Source organism: Sporosarcina aquimarina, from assembly GCF_033253705.1.
Taxonomy (GTDB): Bacteria; Bacillota; Bacilli; order Bacillales_A; family Planococcaceae; genus Sporosarcina; species Sporosarcina aquimarina.
Map to the genome: position 1 here is coordinate 83,608 of NZ_JAUBDH010000007.1, position 18,892 is coordinate 102,499.

The 18,892-nt window shown below is 42.3% G+C and carries 17 protein-coding genes; 13 read left to right on the forward strand and 4 right to left on the reverse strand.

What is annotated here, in order from left to right:
* Window positions 1–28: 28 nt before the first annotated feature.
* From QT716_RS11930 to QT716_RS11940, 3 genes are read right to left on the reverse strand one after another with little or no spacing between them, the layout of a single operon-like run.
* Window positions 29–436, reverse strand: a complete 408-nt coding sequence (locus QT716_RS11930; protein ID WP_317936290.1) for a carboxymuconolactone decarboxylase family protein — start codon at window positions 434–436, stop codon at window positions 29–31.
* Window position 437: 1 nt separating this feature from the next.
* Complete coding sequence (locus tag QT716_RS11935) at window positions 438–2,072, reverse strand: thiamine pyrophosphate-binding protein (protein ID WP_317936291.1); 1,635 nt, start codon at window positions 2,070–2,072, stop codon at window positions 438–440.
* 30 nt (window positions 2,073–2,102) lie between these two features.
* On the reverse strand, window positions 2,103–4,313 hold the full coding sequence (locus QT716_RS11940) for an EAL domain-containing protein (protein WP_317936292.1): 2,211 nt from the start codon (window positions 4,311–4,313) through the stop codon (window positions 2,103–2,105).
* A gap of 345 nt (window positions 4,314–4,658) precedes the next feature.
* Here QT716_RS11940 and QT716_RS11945 point away from each other — a divergent pair, with 345 nt between their 5' ends.
* The 11 genes from QT716_RS11945 (at window position 4,659) to QT716_RS11995 (ending at window position 15,383) form a co-directional block, all read left to right on the forward strand.
* Entirely contained in the window at window positions 4,659–4,916 is a 258-nt protein-coding gene (locus tag QT716_RS11945) for a PepSY domain-containing protein (RefSeq protein ID WP_317936293.1), read from the forward strand.
* 219 nt (window positions 4,917–5,135) lie between these two features.
* Window positions 5,136–6,161 (forward strand): asparaginase, encoded by a 1,026-nt coding sequence (locus tag QT716_RS11950; RefSeq protein WP_317936294.1) that lies wholly within the window; start codon window positions 5,136–5,138, stop codon window positions 6,159–6,161.
* 28 nt (window positions 6,162–6,189) lie between these two features.
* Window positions 6,190–7,785, forward strand: a complete 1,596-nt coding sequence (locus QT716_RS11955) for a glutathione ABC transporter substrate-binding protein (RefSeq protein ID WP_317936295.1) — start codon at window positions 6,190–6,192, stop codon at window positions 7,783–7,785.
* Between the two features lie 63 nt (window positions 7,786–7,848).
* Window positions 7,849–8,769: a glutathione ABC transporter permease GsiC gene (gene gsiC, locus QT716_RS11960; protein ID WP_317936296.1), complete on the forward strand. Its 921-nt coding sequence runs from the start codon at window positions 7,849–7,851 to the stop codon at window positions 8,767–8,769.
* A 68-nt stretch (window positions 8,770–8,837) separates the two neighbouring features.
* Entirely contained in the window at window positions 8,838–9,686 is an 849-nt protein-coding gene (locus tag QT716_RS11965; RefSeq protein WP_317936382.1) for an ABC transporter permease subunit, read from the forward strand.
* 25 nt (window positions 9,687–9,711) lie between these two features.
* On the forward strand, window positions 9,712–10,725 hold the full coding sequence (locus QT716_RS11970) for an ABC transporter ATP-binding protein (protein ID WP_317936297.1): 1,014 nt from the start codon (window positions 9,712–9,714) through the stop codon (window positions 10,723–10,725).
* Window positions 10,691–11,671, forward strand: coding sequence for an ABC transporter ATP-binding protein (locus tag QT716_RS11975; protein WP_317936298.1), 981 nt, complete (start codon window positions 10,691–10,693; stop codon window positions 11,669–11,671). Before QT716_RS11970 ends, QT716_RS11975 begins: the two co-directional genes overlap by 35 nt.
* Before the next feature lies 1 nt (window position 11,672).
* On the forward strand, window positions 11,673–12,650 hold the full coding sequence (locus QT716_RS11980) for a winged-helix domain-containing protein (RefSeq protein ID WP_317936299.1): 978 nt from the start codon (window positions 11,673–11,675) through the stop codon (window positions 12,648–12,650).
* Between the two features lie 10 nt (window positions 12,651–12,660).
* Window positions 12,661–13,479 (forward strand): M55 family metallopeptidase, encoded by an 819-nt coding sequence (locus QT716_RS11985; protein WP_317936300.1) that lies wholly within the window; start codon window positions 12,661–12,663, stop codon window positions 13,477–13,479.
* Window positions 13,480–13,508: 29 nt separating this feature from the next.
* Window positions 13,509–14,210, forward strand: a complete 702-nt coding sequence (locus tag QT716_RS11990) for a gamma-glutamyl-gamma-aminobutyrate hydrolase family protein (protein ID WP_317936301.1) — start codon at window positions 13,509–13,511, stop codon at window positions 14,208–14,210.
* A gap of 159 nt (window positions 14,211–14,369) precedes the next feature.
* A complete protein-coding gene (locus tag QT716_RS11995) occupies window positions 14,370–15,383 on the forward strand; it encodes an NADP-dependent oxidoreductase (RefSeq protein WP_317936302.1) in 1,014 nt (337 codons plus the stop codon).
* Window positions 15,384–15,454: 71 nt separating this feature from the next.
* On the opposite strand, the gene QT716_RS12000 is transcribed toward QT716_RS11995, so the two are convergent.
* A complete protein-coding gene (locus QT716_RS12000; protein ID WP_317936303.1) occupies window positions 15,455–16,825 on the reverse strand; it encodes a PepSY-associated TM helix domain-containing protein in 1,371 nt (456 codons plus the stop codon).
* A gap of 344 nt (window positions 16,826–17,169) precedes the next feature.
* Here QT716_RS12000 and QT716_RS12005 point away from each other — a divergent pair, with 344 nt between their 5' ends.
* The gene (locus tag QT716_RS12005) at window positions 17,170–18,090 is read left to right on the forward strand and encodes an NERD domain-containing protein (RefSeq protein ID WP_317936304.1); all 921 of its coding nucleotides are present in this window, start codon (window positions 17,170–17,172) and stop codon (window positions 18,088–18,090) included.
* A gap of 93 nt (window positions 18,091–18,183) precedes the next feature.
* Complete coding sequence (locus QT716_RS12010; RefSeq protein WP_317936305.1) at window positions 18,184–18,744, forward strand: DUF488 domain-containing protein; 561 nt, start codon at window positions 18,184–18,186, stop codon at window positions 18,742–18,744.
* Window positions 18,745–18,892 lie beyond the last annotated feature (148 nt).

An 18,892-nucleotide genomic window follows, 5' to 3' on the forward strand; every position in this document is an offset into this window, starting at 1 on the left:
AAACTTCTAGTGACGTGTCGTTTTTTTGTTATTTTGACTCAGCGTTTTCGGCTTCGTAATTTTTGAAAACTTCTCCGGCGATTCCCATCGCATGAACAGCTTTTGGGAATCCAGCGTAACCTGTACATTGAATGATGATTTCTGTAATCTCTTGCTGCGTCAGCCCGACTCTGAGTGATGCATAGAGATGTGGACGGAGCTGGTCGAACGCGCCTTGAGTAATAAGTGCAGTCAATGTTACGTACTCCCGTTGAGCCATTGTTAATGTATTTTTTGCATACAGTTCTCCGAAGCCGAAAGAAACAATCATGTTCCAAAGGTCTGGGGAAATTTCTTTAATATAGCGCATGCCGACTTGAACTTCTTCAGGGAAAAGTTCGTTCATGACGTCTGTGCCGTTTTCAAAACGCTGCGTGCTGCGTTCGGTAATGTCCATGTTATTGCCTCCCCATTGTAGGTGGTATTTCGTGTTCATCGACTAATGCTTCGATGACATATGGTTTGTTCGTTTCTTGAATGCGTACTAACGCTTGTTGAATGGACTCTGCAATTTCAACGGGAGTTGTACACGTATTCGCTTCAAGTCCCATCGATCGAGCAAATGCAGCCGCATCGAGCGGTGTTTCGTAAATACCGCCAATTGAAGTTCCAATCATCTTGCGCATGCCTTTTTCCACCATGTCCAATCGTCCGTTGTTGACGACGATGAAGAGTACAGCGGAGTCGTAATTGTAAGCAGTAGACAGCTCTGTTCCATGCATGAACATGCAGCCGTCCCCGACTAAACAGACAATCAGTTTTTCAGGTGCTGCAAGTTTAGCGCCGACAGCATACCCGATACCATTGCCCATTGCGCCGAAGATATCGTCAAAGAAGAATGTCCCCGGCTGATAAATATCAAAGTGTTGAATACCATAGAACGAATGACTGCCGTCATCTCCGAAAACAATCGCGTCTTCAGTCAACGCATTGCGCATCGCTTTCAACACTTGGATTGCAGACATCCGTTTGCCTGGTGTATTTTCCTCTAACACGTTCTTAGTAACTTCTAACTTAAAGCTGCCGCTGTCGGTTTTGGGAACGTCTTTTAAAATTGCAGTTAAGTTGGACTTAATGTCTCCGAGGATCGGCGTCGTTGAAACGGGAAGTGACTTGCCGATGAACGTAGGATTGTAGTCAAAGTGAAGGACTTGTTTCGGATACATGGCTTCAGATAGACCAGCAATCGACATGTCGCTGAGTTGTGATCCGATAACAATTAGTAAATCCACTCCGTCGCTTAAATACTGTGAAGCCTCGGGTGTTCCACCCAACCCGAACGCACCTAACGACAGGCTGTGATTGGATGGGAAAGCTCCTTTGCCGCCCGGAGTTGTAACGACTGGAATATTCCAATGTTCTGCGAGATGCTGGACTTCCGCATACGATTTACTGGAATGAACGCCTTTTCCAACAAACAGGAGAGGACGTTTGGCATCATCGAGCTGTTGTGCAACTTCGCATGCAATCGGTGAAATCAATTCATGAGACGTTGGGAACTCCAGCAGAAACGGTTCGATTTCCGATAGTAATATATCGAATGGTATTGACAAATGCACGGGCCCTTTAACGCCAGTCACTGCTTTTTCCAATGCGTGCTGTAAATAAGGCTGAAGCATATCCCCTCGTTCAACACGCGCACTGAACTTTGTTACTGTTTGAAACATATCCGTCAAATCTGTTCCGAAAATACTGGAGTCTTGTCCCATTGCTTTTCCAGTATCTTTCATCGAAGGATGCCCGGTAATGAGTAGCAGGGGAATGTGAGAAGCGGTTGCTTGTCCAGCTGCTGACAGTAAATTCGTCCCCCCAGGACCGGATGTCCCAACTGCCACACCGATTGTGTCATTCATTAAAGAATAACCTGCTGCTTCATAACCCGCTGCGCCTTCGTGTTTACTTAAAACAAATTCCATTTCATAGCTCAATAATTCAAACAAAATAGGAGAAATCGCTTTTCCCGGAATCCCAAAAACATGATGGACTCCCCACTGTTTAAAATTCTCGACTAACACCGATGCAACTTTCTTCATACGCAAACTCTCTCCCTACCCCAAATGATGTTACAAGTAGACATTCTCTATTTCAGCAGCTGGTAACGGCTTACTGAACAAAAATCCTTGTGTAATATCGCAGTTATGACTTTTCAAGAAGTCTAGTTGCTCTTCTGTTTCTACGCCTTCAGCAATGACATCCAAATCTAGATTGTGTGCAAGTGTAATGATTGCAACCACAATAATTGCATCATTTTCACTCTTCATTAATTCACTGACGAATGACTTATCGATTTTAATGTAGTCAATCGGGAAATTCTTTAAGTAATTTAACGAACTGTATCCTGTGCCAAAATCATCAATACTTATGCCGACACCAAGCTCTTTCAGCTGTTTCAATACGAGAATCGAATAGTTGTATTCCATCGCCATATTTTCTGTGATTTCAACAACTAAGTATTTAGGGTCAAGTCCAGTACGTTCCAAAACCTCTTCGACAAACGAGATCAGATTACGTGTTAAAAATTGTTGTGTCGACAAGTTCACTGACATTTTGACTGGCGTCATTCCTGCGTCTTGCCACTTTTTGTTTTGTAAACAAGCTTCATTGACCACCCATTCCCCAATCTGGGTGATCAATCCATTCTCTTCTGCTAGTTTAATGAAATGTCCTGGAGCAAGCAAGCCCAATCGAGGATGCTGCCAGCGAATTAACGCCTCAAAACCAATCAATTTACCAGAAACATTATGAATTTGAGGTTGATAATGTAGGACGAATTCGTTGTGCTCAATCGCATGCCGCAATTCCATTTCCAACACCGATTCGGCAATCATTTCATCTGACAGTTCACTCGTATGGACGACAAAACGATTTTTCCCCTGTACCTTTGCTTGGTACATCGCGTTATCCGCATAGACAAGCAGTTTTTCCATTGAAAGGGGCGAATCCGGATAAACCGCAACCCCGATACTTGCAGTAGTATGCAGCTCTTTGTTGTTCACAACAAACGGATGATGGAACAACTCGAGGATTTCTTCAGCTTTTTTGATAGCGTATTCCGGAGAATCGAAATCGGTAAGCAGGAAGATGAATTCATCTCCTCCCATACGGGCGAGCGTATCATTTTCACCTAGACAACTTGCAAGACGATCGCTCACTTTATGAAGCAGCTCATCACCATAGGAATGACCAAAGTTATCGTTTATGATTTTGAAGCGGTCCAAGTCTAAAAATAACAGCGCCATTTTACGCTTTTGTCCTTCATCGATTTGGTGAATGACCGTTTCGATTTCCTTGTTAATGTATCTTCTATTCGGCAGATTCGTTAAGTCATCGTGATAGGCGAGGTAGTTGTATTCTTCCTGCATTTGGTACCGGTTTGTGATATCTCTGAACTGACCAAACGCACCAACCATTTTTCCATTTTCAAAAATAGGCTGCGCATCGAACAGACAGACGAGTTGGTTCCCCTCAGCGTCTTTAAATTTAAGCTCTTCGTTGTTGAAAGTCTTACCTTCTCGCAAGACTTGTTTAAAATAATCACCTGTTAAAGGAGATTCGCAAATATTTCTGCCAATGACAGACTCCCTGCTATTGTTTGAAATACGTTCAGCAAATTCATTGAACTCTGTAGTAATCCCATGCTCATCGGTAATCACGATGCCGTTCCGTGTTCGTTTTAACATGATTTGGTTCATAATGTTGAGCTTGCGATTTTGTTTTCGCAACAGCAACTCCCGCTCGATGGAATCGACGACTTGAACAAGCATCGACAAGTACAGCGGGTTTTGGAACCATATGGGCATCATAATCGAAATACTGCCGAGTAGATCGTTTTCTTCTTTATTATGAAAAGCGGTGCCATAACAGGCGATTTCATGAAGTGATGAGTGATAATGCTGTTCCCCAATAATGCTGATGGGATGCATTTGTTGCAAAGACAGACTCACAACATTCGTACCCGTATCTTTCAGCGTGAATTGGGCTCCCAGTTTGATACCGAACTGATCACTTGTAGATTTGATCGTTTCATCTCCTTCAATAGAAAGAAGATAGCCTTCTGCATCTGAAACTACGACAAGAATCGGTGTTCCTTTTAACGAGTTCAGTAACTTGTTCGAAAAAAAGCTGACAACTGACAATATTTCATTATATGATTTTCTTTTAATCTCAAATTCTGTCTCATTTAAATAGTGTTTCGGAGAGGAGATTTCATGTGGGTTCATCCCCGCTTGTTCACACATTCTGTTAGACTCTATAATATACGTTGGATTTGACATTGCTCTTCTCCTCCTAACCTCTATGTAAAGTGAATAATATTTTACAAATTAATGAAGAACTGTACAATAATTTGTCCCTATTACTTTACCACATTTTTAAAACCTAGGATAATAGTTTTAGAATGAATTTGAAATAAATGTCGAATATTAGGGATAATTTAATAATACTCTATTAAGTTATCTACTCTTAATACCTACATTGATATAGTTCTATAAGAATTGAGCAAAAGCATATTGCTAACTCTTTATGGAAGAATGGATTATCTAAAGCAAACTTACTTGATACGCACACATCCCCAATCTAGGCATACACTGTCATAGAGAACGGGAATTGGAGGAGATGGATTGACGAATAAGAGTTGGGCTGAACCGAATCCGTATTGGGCGAATCATTGGCAAAACCCGCAGTACCGCAAAGTCTCGATGGATCAGGCGATGCAGATTGCACTGCAGCAAGTCCCTGGTCAAGTGGTGAAGGCGGAGCTGGAATATGATAATGGCATGCTGATCTATGAAATTGATATCCGTACAAGTGACGGTCATAAGTATGAAGTGAAGATTGACGCGAATACAGGAAATGTGTTGAAAGTGAAACTGGATTGACTGTAAATGTTTATAAAGCCGATGGCAGGTTTAATTACCTGCTGTCGGCTTTTTTGGTGTATAACCACGTTTATTCTAATTTGTAATTTATTTAACCTAAAAGAACCTAATAAAACTAAATATTGAACTATTTTAAGGTTTATTTGAAATATATTGTTGTAACAAGATGTAACATGATGTAAAGTATTAGAAAATATAGAATAGTGGGAGAGTGGTCGTGTGACAGCTGAACGATTAGTGAATGCCGTACGAGGTGGATACATAGAAAGCGGACATACCGGACACATTGCGGTAGTCGATTCGAATGGGAAGTTGGTTTACAGTTCTGGAGATCCATATCGTCATACGTTTGCTAGATCCTCCATGAAACCGCTTCAAGCAATACCAATTATTGAAACGGGTGCGGCTGATCATTACAATATGCAAGCTGCAGATATTTCACTAGCTTGTGCTTCTCACAATGGAGAGGACCAGCATACACTTCGAGTAAAAGATATTTTGACACGTTTGGAACTTGAAGTGGATGACCTAAAATGTGGAACGCATCCGCCAAGATGGTCTGAAACTTATATTAACGTTATTAAAACAAATACACCCATTACACCGGTGTATAACAATTGCTCTGGAAAGCATAGCGGGATGTTGACAACTGCTAAACATATGAACGAATCGACTGAGGACTATTACCAACTCGATCATCCCGTTCAGCAACGTATTCTGGAAGTAATCAGTGACTTATCCGAAGTTCCGGTAGATGAAATTGAAATTGGAATTGACGGATGTGGTGTTCCTGTTCACGGTATTCCCCTAGATCGTTTAGCACTCAGCTTTGCGAAAATGGCAAGACCCGAGCACTTCCCTGAAAAGCGGAAACAAGCGATTGAACGCGTGACTTCTTCAATGATGAAAGCTCCAGAAATGGTTGGGGGAACAGAACGTTTTTGTACGGACTTCATGAAAGTCATGGATGGAAGAATGTTCGGGAAAGCCGGTGCAGAAGGTGTTTATTGTATAGGTGATCTTGAATCAGGATACGGCATTGCAATTAAGATTGAAGACGGGAATGGCAGAGCAGTTTATCCGGCCGCAGTTGAAGTTCTTAAGCAATTGGATTTGCTGACAGATGACCAGTTGGAACAGTTATCTTCTTACCATGAACCTGCTTTGAAAAATGCGCGTGACGAGAAAATTGGGTACTTGCAACCGATGTTTACGTTGAAAAATGCTTCGTGCATTTTATCATAAACGAGTCAAACAAAAAGGGGAGAAGAAGATGAAAAAGACGTATGGTTGGTTGTCCGCTTTTGTACTAGTGTTGCTGCTTGTATTAGCGGGATGCAGCGATTCTGGCACGAAAGAAGGAGCTGGAGAAAAAGAAAGCGATGGAAAGAAAGCAACAAAGGAAGGGAACGATCTAGTCATCGCGGTTGCAGACAACTTCACAACGATGGATCCGCATGACACGAACGATACTTTGTCTGGTTCTGCTCAACGAACTATGATGGAGGGACTTGTTGGATTCGATAAGGACATGAACGTTATCCCATTACTTGCTGAAGAATATGAGGCAAATGATGAAGCGACAGAATTCACATTTAAACTTCGTGAAGATGTGAAATTCCATGATGGTACGGACTTCAACGCAGAGGCAGTTAAAGCGAACTTTGACCGTCTTGCTGATCCGGAAAGTGGATTGAAGCGTCACAGCCTATTCGCCTTGATCGAAAAAACTGAAGTTGTTAGTGATTATGAAGTGAAATTCACATTGTCTGAACCATTTGGGGCAATGATCAATACATTCGCACATCCTGCGGCATTGCTTCACAGCCCGAAATCCCTTGAAGAATCTGGTGACGATGTTGCGAAACATCCAGTTGGAACGGGTCCATTCAAGTTTGTTGAGTGGAAGCCAAGTGAAGGGTTGAAAATTGAGAAGAACGAAGACTACTGGAAAAAAGGATATCCAAAAGTGGATGCAATTACGTTTAAGCCTGTTTCAGAAAACGGTTCACGAATTGCGATGCTTCAAACGGGTGAAGCAGACTTCATCTACCCAGTTCCAACTGAGCAAGTGGAAGGTGTAAATGGAAAGAACGGGATTGAAGTGGAAAGTGAAAAATCTATTGTTGTTCGCTATATGGCGATGAATACATTAAAAGAGCCATACAACGATGTTAAAGTACGTCAGGCATTAAACTATGCGATCAACAAAGACGCATTCATCAAAGTGGTTATGAACGGCGAAGGCGAAAAGCTGGATTCCGTTATTGCACCAGACGTGCAGTTCTACTCACAGCAAGAGCTCTATGAATTCGATCTTGAAAAAGCAAAAGGTCTGTTGAAAGATGCCGGCGTTAAAGAAGGCATGAAAGCAAAGCTATGGGGCGGAAATAGTTCTAGTACAGTAAAAGCTATGGAGTTCCTGCAACAGCAGTTAGCAGCAGTAGGTATTGAAGTAGAAGTGGTACCTATGGAAGCTGGAACATTGTCAGACAAAATCTGGTCCGTGCAAAACGCGGACGATGCAGAGCTTGAGTTGTACTACGGCGGATGGTCACCATCTACTGGAGACGCTGACTGGGGAATTCGCCCATTACTTGGCGGAGCAGACGCGTTCCCGCCTAAATCGTATAACGTATCTTATTACGATAACGATGAAGCAAACAAGCTAATCAGCGCAGGGCTGGAAACTGCTGATGAAGATAAGCGTGCAGAAGCATATGCAGACGTTCAAAAATTACTTTGGGATGATGCACCATGGGTATTCTTATCGGCTGACAACACATTGGCTGGAAAGAAAAACTACCTAAAAGGCGTCTACCTATTGCCTGACGGTTCGTTAAGTGTTTCTGAAGCTGAAATTGAGTAAAAGAATTGGAACAGGAGCGCTGAATTTTAAAGCGCTCCTTCTTTATCTAAAGGGGGCTTATGAATGTTAAGATTTCTCGGAAAACGATTGCTGCAAATCATACCGATCCTTATATTGGTTTCCATTTTCATTTTCCTTTTTGTACATATGATACCTGGAGATCCAGCGAGACTTGTTGCAGGGGAAGACGCCACGATTGAAGACGTTGAACTGGTTAGAAAAGAGTTAGGGCTCGATAAACCGATTGTAGAGCAATATGTCACGTATATGAAAAACTTAGTTACAGGGGATTTGGGTAAATCGTTAAAGACAGGTCGGGAAGTGAGCTATGAAATTGGTGAGCGCTTCATGCCGACGTTTTGGCTGACCGTGTGGAGTATGTCCTGGGCAGTAGTTGCGGGACTGATTATCGGGGTAGTATCTGCAACGAAACGGAATAAATGGCAAGATTATTTGGGAATGTTTGGAGCGGTATCCGGATTGTCATTGCCGTCATTTTGGTTAGGACTCATGCTCATTCAACTGTTTGCAGTCACGCTCGGATGGCTGCCAAGCGGAGGGATGGACTCGTGGAAAAGTTATATCTTACCTGCATTCACATTGGGGACTGGTGTAGCAGCTGTCGTAGCTCGTTTCACTCGATCTTCACTCATGGACGTTTTAAAAGAAGATTATATTCGAACAGGTCGTTCTAAAGGTTTGAACGAAAGAAGAATTACTTGGGGACATGGATTGCGAAACGCGATGATTCCTGTTGTTACCATGACGGGTCTCCAGTTTGGATTCTTGCTAGGCGGATCCGTAGTTATCGAATCTGTATTTAGCTGGCCTGGACTAGGTAAGCTGTTAATCGATTCCGTTGCTTATCGCGATTATCCAGTTATTCAAGCCGAGATGCTGATCTTTGCTTTGGAATTCATCATCATTAACTTAGTCGTAGACTTACTCTACGGAATCTTGAATCCGCAAATTCGTTATGAATAGGAGGGTGCTTTGTGGTTGAACTCAAGTTATCAAATAAGGAAGCTTATTATCAACAAACTTTAGAAAACATTCCATCTAAGACACCGTTTTCCGAGTTTTGGAGGAAGTTTAAGAAACAAAAACTGGCGTTTGTCGCATTTTTCTTCGTCGTTGCTTTGATTCTGCTCGCATTTATAGGACCCTTCATCACTCCATACGATATTACGGAGCCGGATTATGAAAACGTATTGTCAGGCCCGTCTGCACAACATTGGGCCGGAACCGATGCTTATGGCCGGGATATCTTTAGCCGAGTACTTGCGGGTACGCAGATTTCTCTTTACGTAGGATTAACATCTGTTTTGCTTGGGGCAATTGGCGGTACTTTCCTCGGAATTGTTGCAGGCTATTATGGCAAACGCATTGACTCGATCATTATGCGGATTTGTGATGTACTGCTTGCATTCCCTGGAATCTTGCTGGCGATTGGAATTATCGCGATTCTTGGACCCGGTTTAGGAAACGTAATTATTGCAGTGGCGATATTCAGTGTTCCGATGTTTGCTCGGATTGTTCGAAGTTCGACACTCGCAGTGAAATCTACACTTTATATTGAAGCAACGAAATCAATTGGAACAAGGAAGAAACGGATTATTTGGAAACATATTTTCCCTGGTACTGTTTCAAGTATCATTGTCTATTTCACGATGCGGATCGGTTCTGCAATTTTAACCGCTGCGAGTTTGAGCTTCCTTGGTTTGGGTGCTCAGCCACCGTCTCCAGAATGGGGCGCGATGTTGAGTGGCGGACGTGACTATTTAAACATTGCTCCACACGTAACGATTTTTCCAGGAATCGCAATTTTTATTACGGTACTCGCGTTTAACTTGCTTGGTGACGGACTGCGGGATGCATTGGATCCGAAGATAAAAGAATAATAGTCGTATGAAAGGAGGAACAAGAATGGAAGAGAAGGTTCTTCAAGTGAAAAATTTACAGACACACTTCACGCGTGATTCAGGTGTTGTCAAAGCAGTAGACGGTGTCTCGTTTGAAGTTGGTAAAGGAGAAACTTTAGGAATTGTAGGAGAGTCAGGAAGCGGGAAAAGTGTGACGTCCCTTTCTGTTATGAGACTGTTAAAAGATACTCCAGGAAAAATTGCAGGCGGTGAAATTCTATACGAAGGCAGAGATTTAACTAAAGTTAGTGAACGGGAAATGAGGAAGATTCGCGGCAATGAAATCGCAATGATCTTTCAAGAGCCGATGACTTCGCTAAACCCGGTTTATAAAATTGGCCGGCAGCTGGAAGAGTCGATTATTCTGCATATGAAAGTATCGAAAAAAGCGGCACGGGAGCGTTCTATTCAAATGCTGACGGCAGTTGGAATTTCACGTCCGGAAAAAATCGTTTTTGAATTTCCCCATCAGCTTTCCGGGGGAATGAGACAGCGTGTCATGATTGCTATGGCAATGGCATGTAACCCTAAAGTTTTGATCGCCGATGAACCAACAACAGCACTTGACGTAACGATTCAAGCGCAAATTCTGGAACTGATGAAAAGTTTAACAACGACAACAGATACTGCAATCTTGCTCATTACTCATGATCTCGGCGTTGTGGCTGAAATGTGTGACCGGGTCGTCGTCATGTATGGCGGAAGAGCGGTCGAAGAAAGCGATGTTATCTCAATCTTTACAAATCCAAAACACCCGTATACTCAAGGATTACTGGAATCTATCCCTAAAATCGGAGACCGTGTCGATCGGCTTTCTTCCATTCCGGGTAACGTCCCGATTCCTGCACATATGCCAATGGGATGTAAATTTGCACCGAGATGTCCACATGCGATGGACGTTTGCTGGGAACAGGAACCATCGTTTGATAAGTTAACGGATAATCATTCTGTACGCTGCTGGCTGCATAAGGAGGTGCCAACGGATGAGTCAAACCTTGTTGGAAGTTCAGAACGTTAAAAAACATTTTCCAATCCCTTCAAAACTGTTCAGTAGAAAGAAGGAAGTGGTTAAAGCGGTAGACGGTGTTTCATTTACCGTGAACAAAGGTGAAACATTGAGTATTGTAGGCGAAAGTGGATGCGGTAAGTCCACAACTGGCAGAATGATCATGAAGTTGCTTGATATTACTGAAGGAAAAGTGATTTTTGAAGGGAAAGACATTACCAATATGACGGACGACCAAATTCGACCGCTTCGAAAAGAATTTCAAATGGTCTTTCAAGATCCTTACGCATCACTGAATCCGAGATTGACTATTAAAGAAATCCTTGAAGAACCTCTCATTGTTCACGATTTTAACAAAGGAAATCGTAATCAGCGTGTCACGGAGCTTCTGGAAGTGGTGGGTCTGAATAAATACCACGCAGATCGATACCCTCATGAATTTAGTGGAGGACAGCGCCAGCGTATCGGAATCGCTCGAGCACTAGCGGTGAATCCCAAGCTGATTATTGCAGATGAGCCAGTGTCCGCATTGGATGTTTCGATTCAATCACAAGTGTTAAATTTGATGAAGGACTTGCAGGAAGAATTCGGATTGACCTATGTCTTCATTGCGCACGATTTAAGTGTCGTGGAACATATTTCGGATCGGGTAGGGGTTATGTATTTAGGACGCTTGGTCGAGCTGGCGACACGCGATGAATTATTTGGTAAACCGTTGCATCCGTATACAAAAGCGTTGTTAAGCGCAGTTCCAATTCCAGATCCAACGGTCAAACGGGAGCGGATCATTTTAAAAGGTGATATCCCAAGTCCTGCGAATCCTCCGTCTGGCTGTACGTTCCATACGCGCTGTCCATTTGCGCAAGAAACGTGTAAAATTCAAGTCCCAGAGTTTCGTGAACTCGAACCTGGTCATTATGTAGCATGTCATTATGCTGAGGAGCTAGAGACTATTTAACATGAAAAAACTTCATATCATCTCGATTCAAAAAGAATATTTAGACATCGTCGCCTATCAACTATTTGATATTTTTGGTGACAAGACAGAGGTGTGTCCGATTACACTGCAGCAATTGACCGTAGAAACGGTTGGAGAAGGAGACTTTGTGCTGCTTTCTAAGGAAATCCTTAGAGGAATCACTGCTTCTTTCATTCCAAGCTCTTGTCCAATCATTATTGCAAAACGTGAAATAAATATTGCTGCAACTAAAAAACTATCTGCACTGCCTGGCGGACAACGTATCCTGATTATCAATGACACAATGGAACATGCAGACGAAACAGCTGAATCATTATCCAGTATTTATTATGAACACGAGTATCAGACTTACGATCCTTTACATCCAGTACCAGAAAATATGGACTGGATTATTACTCCAGGTGAGATGGAATTGGTGCCAGCTGCCTACAAAAATGTGATCGACATCGGTCCGCGGACGTTGGACTTTTCAACAATAAAACAAATTGAGTCTGAGTTAGAGACATCGATATCTGAAACAACGCTAATGAATCGCTTTTTTAAATCACAAGTCACAGTAGCTGTGAATCAAGCAACAATTCCTGTAGAAGATGAAGTGAACACTTCACAAGTGAACAAGGCAGCTGGCGTGCATAGAAAAGAATCTATCCAAAAACTAAGTACAAAAGAAATTGCCGACATGAAGCACAAAATTGACACTCACGGATTTCTAGATGAAAGTCTGGTGATCTTATCTATATTTAAAGAAGGAAAAGAATCATTCAAAATGCTGGGAAGAGCGAAAGTCAAAGAACAGTTGGCCGATAAAGGGATTATCTTATCTGACCAGCAATTGCGTTTACGCTTAGAAATTATGCAGGAAGAACAGCTGATTCATGCGCGTATTGGCAGAGGCGGAACAAAAATTTCGGAAAAAGGGGAAGCGTTCTTAGATCATTTTCAGGTCGTAACAGAATAAGAGGTGGATTATGAAGGTTTACATTTCAGCAGATATTGAAGGAGTAGCGGGTGTCGTCCATGCCGAGCATACTATACGCGACGGGAAAGAGCACGATTATGCTCGTAAGCTGATGACCGAAGAAGTGAACGCATGTATAAGAGGTGCGATTGAAGCGGGTGCGGATGAAATTGTGGTCAATGATTCTCACGGAACTATGCGCAATATCTATCCGGATCAGTTACATAGTAAAGCGAAATTGTTGATGGGTTCTCCGAAAAAGCTCGCGATGGTAGAAGGGTTAACGGAAGACTATGATGCAGCACTGTTCGTAGGTTACCATACACGGGCGGGTTCAAACGGCATTCTCAATCATACATTTAGCGGTAGAGTGATTCAGACAGTCCGGGTTAATAGAATCGAATTGGGAGAATTTGGGCTGAATGCATTTGTTGCTGGGCATTTTAATGTGCCGACCGTGTTTGTATCAGGCTGCAATTTACTGGCGGAGGAAGCGGGAGCGTTAGTGCCCGATATAAAGACTGCGATAGTAAAAGAGTCGATATCCCGAACAGCCGCATTGAACTTAAGTCCAAATGAATCATGCGCGCTGATTCAGCAAAAGACGACCGAGTCATTGAAAGATATCGGCAGTCAAACACCTTTCAATATGAATGGTCCATATACAGTTGAAATCGAGTTTTTGAACACGGGCTTTGCAGATGCTGTGGAAATCGTCCCGCTATATGAAAGAAGTAATCCTGTAACAGTCCGCTTTACCAATGAAAACTGGCTGCATTGCTATCGGCTCATTCGAGGAGCAATTATGCTCGCCAATTCAGTCCAGTAATCTAACATAAGGTGAAGGAGAGAGCGCGGATGAGTCCATTAATAGGAATTACCTGCCATCATGATTTCGACTATCAATATATGCTCAATCATTCCTATGTACAATCGGTTACTGAAGCGGGAGGTGTTCCGCTGTTGCTCGCTTTGGGTTTTAAAAACGATGTGGATGTGCTGGTGGAACGTTTGGACGGCCTATTGCTATCTGGTGGTTTTGACATTAATCCGTTATTCTATGGAGAAGAACCAATCAATGAGCTTGGAGAAATCTTTCCAGGACGTGATGTAAACGAATTAGAATTAGTCCGCGCGTTCCTTAAAGCTGACAAACCGGTTTTTGGGATTTGCCGTGGTCATCAAGTGTTGAATGTTGCCCAAGGCGGGACGATGTATCAAGATATCTATGCTCAGTTTGATAGAAACGTTTTGCAGCATGCACAAGTAGCGAGAAGAGATCACTTATCCCATCGTGTTCAGTTAGGAAAGGGTTCAAAGCTTGCTGCTATCCTAGGTTCATCTGACATTTTAGTGAATTCCTTTCATCACCAAGCTGTTAAAGCCATAGGAGATCATGTTGCAGTATGCGGCACATCGAGTGATGGCGTTATTGAGGCAATTATGAGTGAAGTTCACACGTTTGCACTAGGCGTTCAATGGCATCCGGAAGACACGGCGTGCGCTGGAGATCCACCGTCTAAAAACTTGTTCGCGGCATTTGTGGATGCGTGTAGATAACTTGTTCGAAGTATGAGTAGCAAATATAGTTGAAAAGGCACCCGTGAGATCGCGTACTCACAGGTGTTTTATTTTGGTGTGATTTATTTAGAGACGCGAAGGGTATACCTATATAGGTGCATTCACTATACTTAAGTATCACAAAGGAGATCCTTATAAATGACATCATTGAAAAATAGACAAATCCAATTAGCGAATCGTCCTGAAGGGAAGCCTCAAACGAGTGATTTTGAATTAGTCGGAGCGGATGTGCCTGAATTGAAAGATGGCGAAATCCTAATTCAAACACTTTTTTTATCTGTAGATCCGGGAATGCGTAATATGATGAAAGACAAAGAATCTTATACGTCTCCATTCGGACTGCATGAAGTGCTGACCGGACGATCTGTCGGTAAAGTGATTGAATCCAAAAACAAGAACTTTGAAAAAGGGGATGCGGTTTTCGAACGATTGGGGTGGCAAGACTACTCCGTTTCGAATGGAGAAGCTACGAAGAAGATTGATATCGACATCGCACCAGCGTCTGCTTACCTTGGCGTTCTTGGTGTCCCTGGATTAGTCGCTTATTTCGGACTTACAGAAATTGCACCGCCTGAAAAAGGAGAAACAGTAGTCGTTTCCGGAGCTTCTGGTGCGGTGGGTATGAATGCTGGCCAAATTGCTAAAATCAAAGGCTGCCGTGTAGTTGGAATCGCGGGTTCGGATGAAAAGAACCGGTATTTGACAGAAGAACTTGGATTCGACGAAGCCATTAATTACAAAACGACAAAAGACATGAAAGCTGCACTTGAGAAAGTGTGTCCAGATGGAATCGACATTTACTTTGACAATGTGGGCGGTGAAATTACTGACGCTGCACTGCAGTTAATCAATTATCACGCACGCGTCGTTGTTAGTGGTCAAACTTCTCAATACAATGAAGAAAATCCAGACCAAGGACCCCGCTTCTTGAACCAGCTTGTCACGAAAAGTGCCATGATCAAAGGATTCGTCGTCTATGATTACGAAGACAAAAACGATGAAGCCATCGAACAAATGGCAAAATGGATTCAAGAAGGAAAGTTAAAATACAAAGAAAACATCGTCGAAGGACTGGAAAACAGCCCTCAAGCCTTCATCGACCTATTCGAGAGTAAAAGTTTTGGGAAACAGGTCGTTAAAGTATCTGAATGACGAATGAAAAAAGAGGGAGCCGACTCCGTGTGGAGAGGCTTCCTCTTTTCGTGTAGCAATAGTACCCGTGATTAATTTATGCTTGAAGAGTTTTTACCTTTATTGACCAAATACAAGACACCTTCTATCGCCAGTACAAACAACAACGAAATTCCGAAAAGTGGCATGATGACGCCTAAAATTACCATTAATACAACAAAACCAATAGAAATGCTGCTTGTTGTTTTAGGTGGTGCTGAAAGATCACCTTTTCGTTTTCTTGACAACCACATTTTGAATCCATAAAAAATCAGGAACAAGAACGCGAGGCAGATGACTAAGTTAATAATTTTGTTCGGCCAGCCAAACAAATGACCCTCGTGCAGTGGAATTCCCCACGTGAACCACTTCGCCAAAATTCCATACTCGTCATACCCCACCTTAGAGATCAGATCGCCGCTGTATTGATCGAAATAAGAAGTCATTTCTGCAGCAGGACTTACATCTAATCCAGTCACACCAGTGTTACTGCCTTTCGATACAGTGAACACACCGTCTTCAGAAAATGGGTAGACGATTGAATACGGCTTTGAAATCTTTTCATCCCGCACTTTCCACATCAACTTCTCAACAAGAATTCCGTTATTCCCCATATCCATTCCAGGCATTTTACCATTCCCACCGTGATTCGCATGCGGGTCTGGCTTTTCAGACTCAGGTGCTTCTTCTTTACGAGTTGCCCAAGGGATCTCACTCATATCAGAAGTCGGCGGCTGCTGTTGAAGCAGCGGCGTCCCGATTGACGGATGATCTTGTGACGCAGTATAGATGAAGTTCCCCATGAACGCGGACCAAGGAAGCCCCGTGAAAATGAGAATAATCATTGGAATCGTAATGATCGTTCCGATATACGCATGCATCCGTTTAAACTTAAGGCGACGTGTCGATTTCTTCGGTTTCTTTAGCGCACGACTTTTGAATGTCATATAAAGACCGGAAAATAATAAAAAGATTGCCCAGCATGCAGCTAATTCAACTAAGTAATTCACGACAGTTCCACCGACAAAGAGCGAACTATGAATGTTTCTCATAATATTGGCGTACGTATATTTTGGATTTTGAGAACCAACAATTTCGTTGTGTTCATCGAGAAATACATATTTCTCTTCACCCGAATCGGACTTTAGAGTAAGCCTCGTATTGTAGGGCTCATTCATAATCATAATCTTAGAAACTTCAAATCCTTCATTCTCATGCTTGACTAGTGAAATTCCTTCGTCAATGGTCAATTGGTAGGTCTCTTCGCTGTTGCCGAAGAAAAGATCTTTGTACGCGATGTTTTCAACGTTGTTGTAAAATAAAAACCCAATTCCGCTCAATGTGAGCGTGATCAGCAGTGGGGCCATGAACAAGGCGCCGAAGAAATGCCATCTCCAAAATCGATTGTATGTACCTTTTTTCATTGCATTCCCTCCTCGTGTGGTCAGTTATCATTTTAAAGCTAACGAAATCAATCTCATTTTGGATCAATATTTTCTTATAATTACAGACTGACTATAAAAAAATGGATAAAACCAAAATAAGTTCGATTGATTGAAAGCTTTCGTAATTAAACCATGAAAGTGTGAACTGTGAATGAATTGAAATAACCTTTTTAATATTATTTTCGATTAAATACATAAATTTGTAAAAAAAACCAATATTTTTGTAGACTTTCTTCCTTAAATCATTATGATTAAGAGTAATAGGATTACATGGACACTAAACGAAGCTGAAAAGTGCATACGAGTAGAAAGAAGGGATTCTATTGCCGGAATTATTGAATGGGTTTTTATCAGGAATCTTAATCTATACAAAAATGCCGATATTTTACGTACTAGTCGGGTTGGTCGTTCTGCGAATGATTTATCGACTTAAACGACCTGCGATCAGGGGCGTGATTGGCGAGTGGAAAGTGAATCGAAGACTGGCTAAACTAGGCGGCGACTATCGCGTTTTTGCAGATCTTTACGTACCGAATGGCGAAGGCGGCACCACCCAAGTCGATCATATTGTTACATCTACGAAAGGGATATTTGTAATTGAGACGAAGCATTATAGCGGATGGATTTTTGGAAGTGACCGGCAGAAAAACTGGACGCAAGTCATCTACAAACGGAAAGAGAAATTGTACAATCCTATTTGGCAGAATTTCGGTCACATACAATCGTTAAAAGGCTATTTGAACAATGAAAACCTAGACATACATTCGATTATTGCGTTCTCGAGTGATGCGAAGCTTAAATTCAAGGAACCATTTGAGACTGCCCATGTCATTCACGCAAATGAGTTGAATAAAGTGATTATAAAATTTGGAGACAACGTGTTGAGTGAAGCAGAACTAAAGCGGATCAATGACTTGCTTGAGCAGCTGGTTTTTACAGACAGGCTGGAAAAGCGGCAGGTGAAGAAAGCTCATTTGGAATTTGTGAAACGTAAACAGTTTTCTCAAAAGCCATCTAAGTTGAATCAACCGAAAGTTAATGCCAGCGCGATGAAAAGTGAAAGCAATAAGCCAATACCATTGGCAAAGTTGGAAACAGCAGTCACTGTGGAAGAAAGTGCAAATTCTTTGGGGGACTGTCCGCGCTGTGCAAGTGAACTTGTGCAGCGCCGGGGGAAGTATGGTGAGTTCGTAGGCTGCAGTGCGTATCCGAAATGCAGATTTACGTTGAAAAAGGAAGCGTAAAAGTAATAGCTGCTGACGACGGAAAGAAGGTCAGGTTTTAAGGGATCCTGATAAGGGCATGTGAATAACAAATGCTTTTAAAGGATGGATCCTATGTACATTTACACAATCGGTCACTATTCCCATACAAAAGAAGAATTTATCGCTTTGCTGAAGCAAGCTGAAATCGAAGTACTTGTGGACGTCCGTTCATTTCCGGGAAGTCGAAAATTTCCTTGGTTTGCGAAAGAAAAAATGGCGGAATGGCTGCCCGCAGCAGGAATTGAGTACACACATATTGAGGAACTTGGAGGAAGACGTCAACCCTCTCAACTCGTTTCACCAGCGTTAAATGGCGGCTGGCAAAACCAATCCTTCCATAACTACGCGGATTATACGCTGTCGCATTGTTTTCAGGAAGGTCTAAAGCAGTTAACAGAAATTGCATCTAGTAAAAGAACTGCCTATTGCTGTTCCGAACGTCACCCTGCACGGTGTCATCGGTTGATCATCAGCAATTGGTTAGCGGTACATGATTGGGATGTAGTGCATATTGTCCCGACAAGTGAGGGGACGGGAGAACTCGTTCCGCATGAACTGGGCAAATGGGGCGCGATGCCAATTATTGAACAAGATGATACGGTGGTTTATCCTGAATTATCTACTGATAAATGAACCTTTCTGAACAGCCTTCTCATTATAAGGCTGTTTTTTGTGTGTGCTAATACCTATTTAAAACATTCTGAAAATAGATCCGTTTGCTCATTTAAAATTGGCGAATACTACCATAAAGACGCATAGTAGGTTGTCGAATGCAATGGTA

Excerpts from the sequence above, each read along its gene's own strand:
- QT716_RS11930 (WP_317936290.1), bottom strand. The coding sequence starts at position 436 with ATGGACATTACCGAACGCAGCACGCAGCGTTTTGAAAACGGCACAGAC.
- QT716_RS11935 (WP_317936291.1), bottom strand. The coding sequence starts at position 2,072 with ATGAAGAAAGTTGCATCGGTGTTAGTCGAGAATTTTAAACAGTGGGGA.
- QT716_RS11940 (WP_317936292.1), bottom strand. The coding sequence starts at position 4,313 with ATGTCAAATCCAACGTATATTATAGAGTCTAACAGAATGTGTGAACAA.
- QT716_RS11955 (WP_317936295.1), top strand. The coding sequence starts at position 6,190 with ATGAAAAAGACGTATGGTTGGTTGTCCGCTTTTGTACTAGTGTTGCTG.
- gsiC (WP_317936296.1), top strand. The coding sequence starts at position 7,849 with ATGTTAAGATTTCTCGGAAAACGATTGCTGCAAATCATACCGATCCTT.
- QT716_RS11970 (WP_317936297.1), top strand. The coding sequence starts at position 9,712 with ATGGAAGAGAAGGTTCTTCAAGTGAAAAATTTACAGACACACTTCACG.
- QT716_RS11975 (WP_317936298.1), top strand. The coding sequence starts at position 10,691 with ATGAGTCAAACCTTGTTGGAAGTTCAGAACGTTAAAAAACATTTTCCA.
- QT716_RS11980 (WP_317936299.1), top strand. The coding sequence starts at position 11,673 with ATGAAAAAACTTCATATCATCTCGATTCAAAAAGAATATTTAGACATC.
- QT716_RS11985 (WP_317936300.1), top strand. The coding sequence starts at position 12,661 with ATGAAGGTTTACATTTCAGCAGATATTGAAGGAGTAGCGGGTGTCGTC.
- QT716_RS11990 (WP_317936301.1), top strand. The coding sequence starts at position 13,509 with ATGAGTCCATTAATAGGAATTACCTGCCATCATGATTTCGACTATCAA.
- QT716_RS11995 (WP_317936302.1), top strand. The coding sequence starts at position 14,370 with ATGACATCATTGAAAAATAGACAAATCCAATTAGCGAATCGTCCTGAA.
- QT716_RS12000 (WP_317936303.1), bottom strand. The coding sequence starts at position 16,825 with ATGAAAAAAGGTACATACAATCGATTTTGGAGATGGCATTTCTTCGGC.
- QT716_RS12010 (WP_317936305.1), top strand. The coding sequence starts at position 18,184 with ATGTACATTTACACAATCGGTCACTATTCCCATACAAAAGAAGAATTT.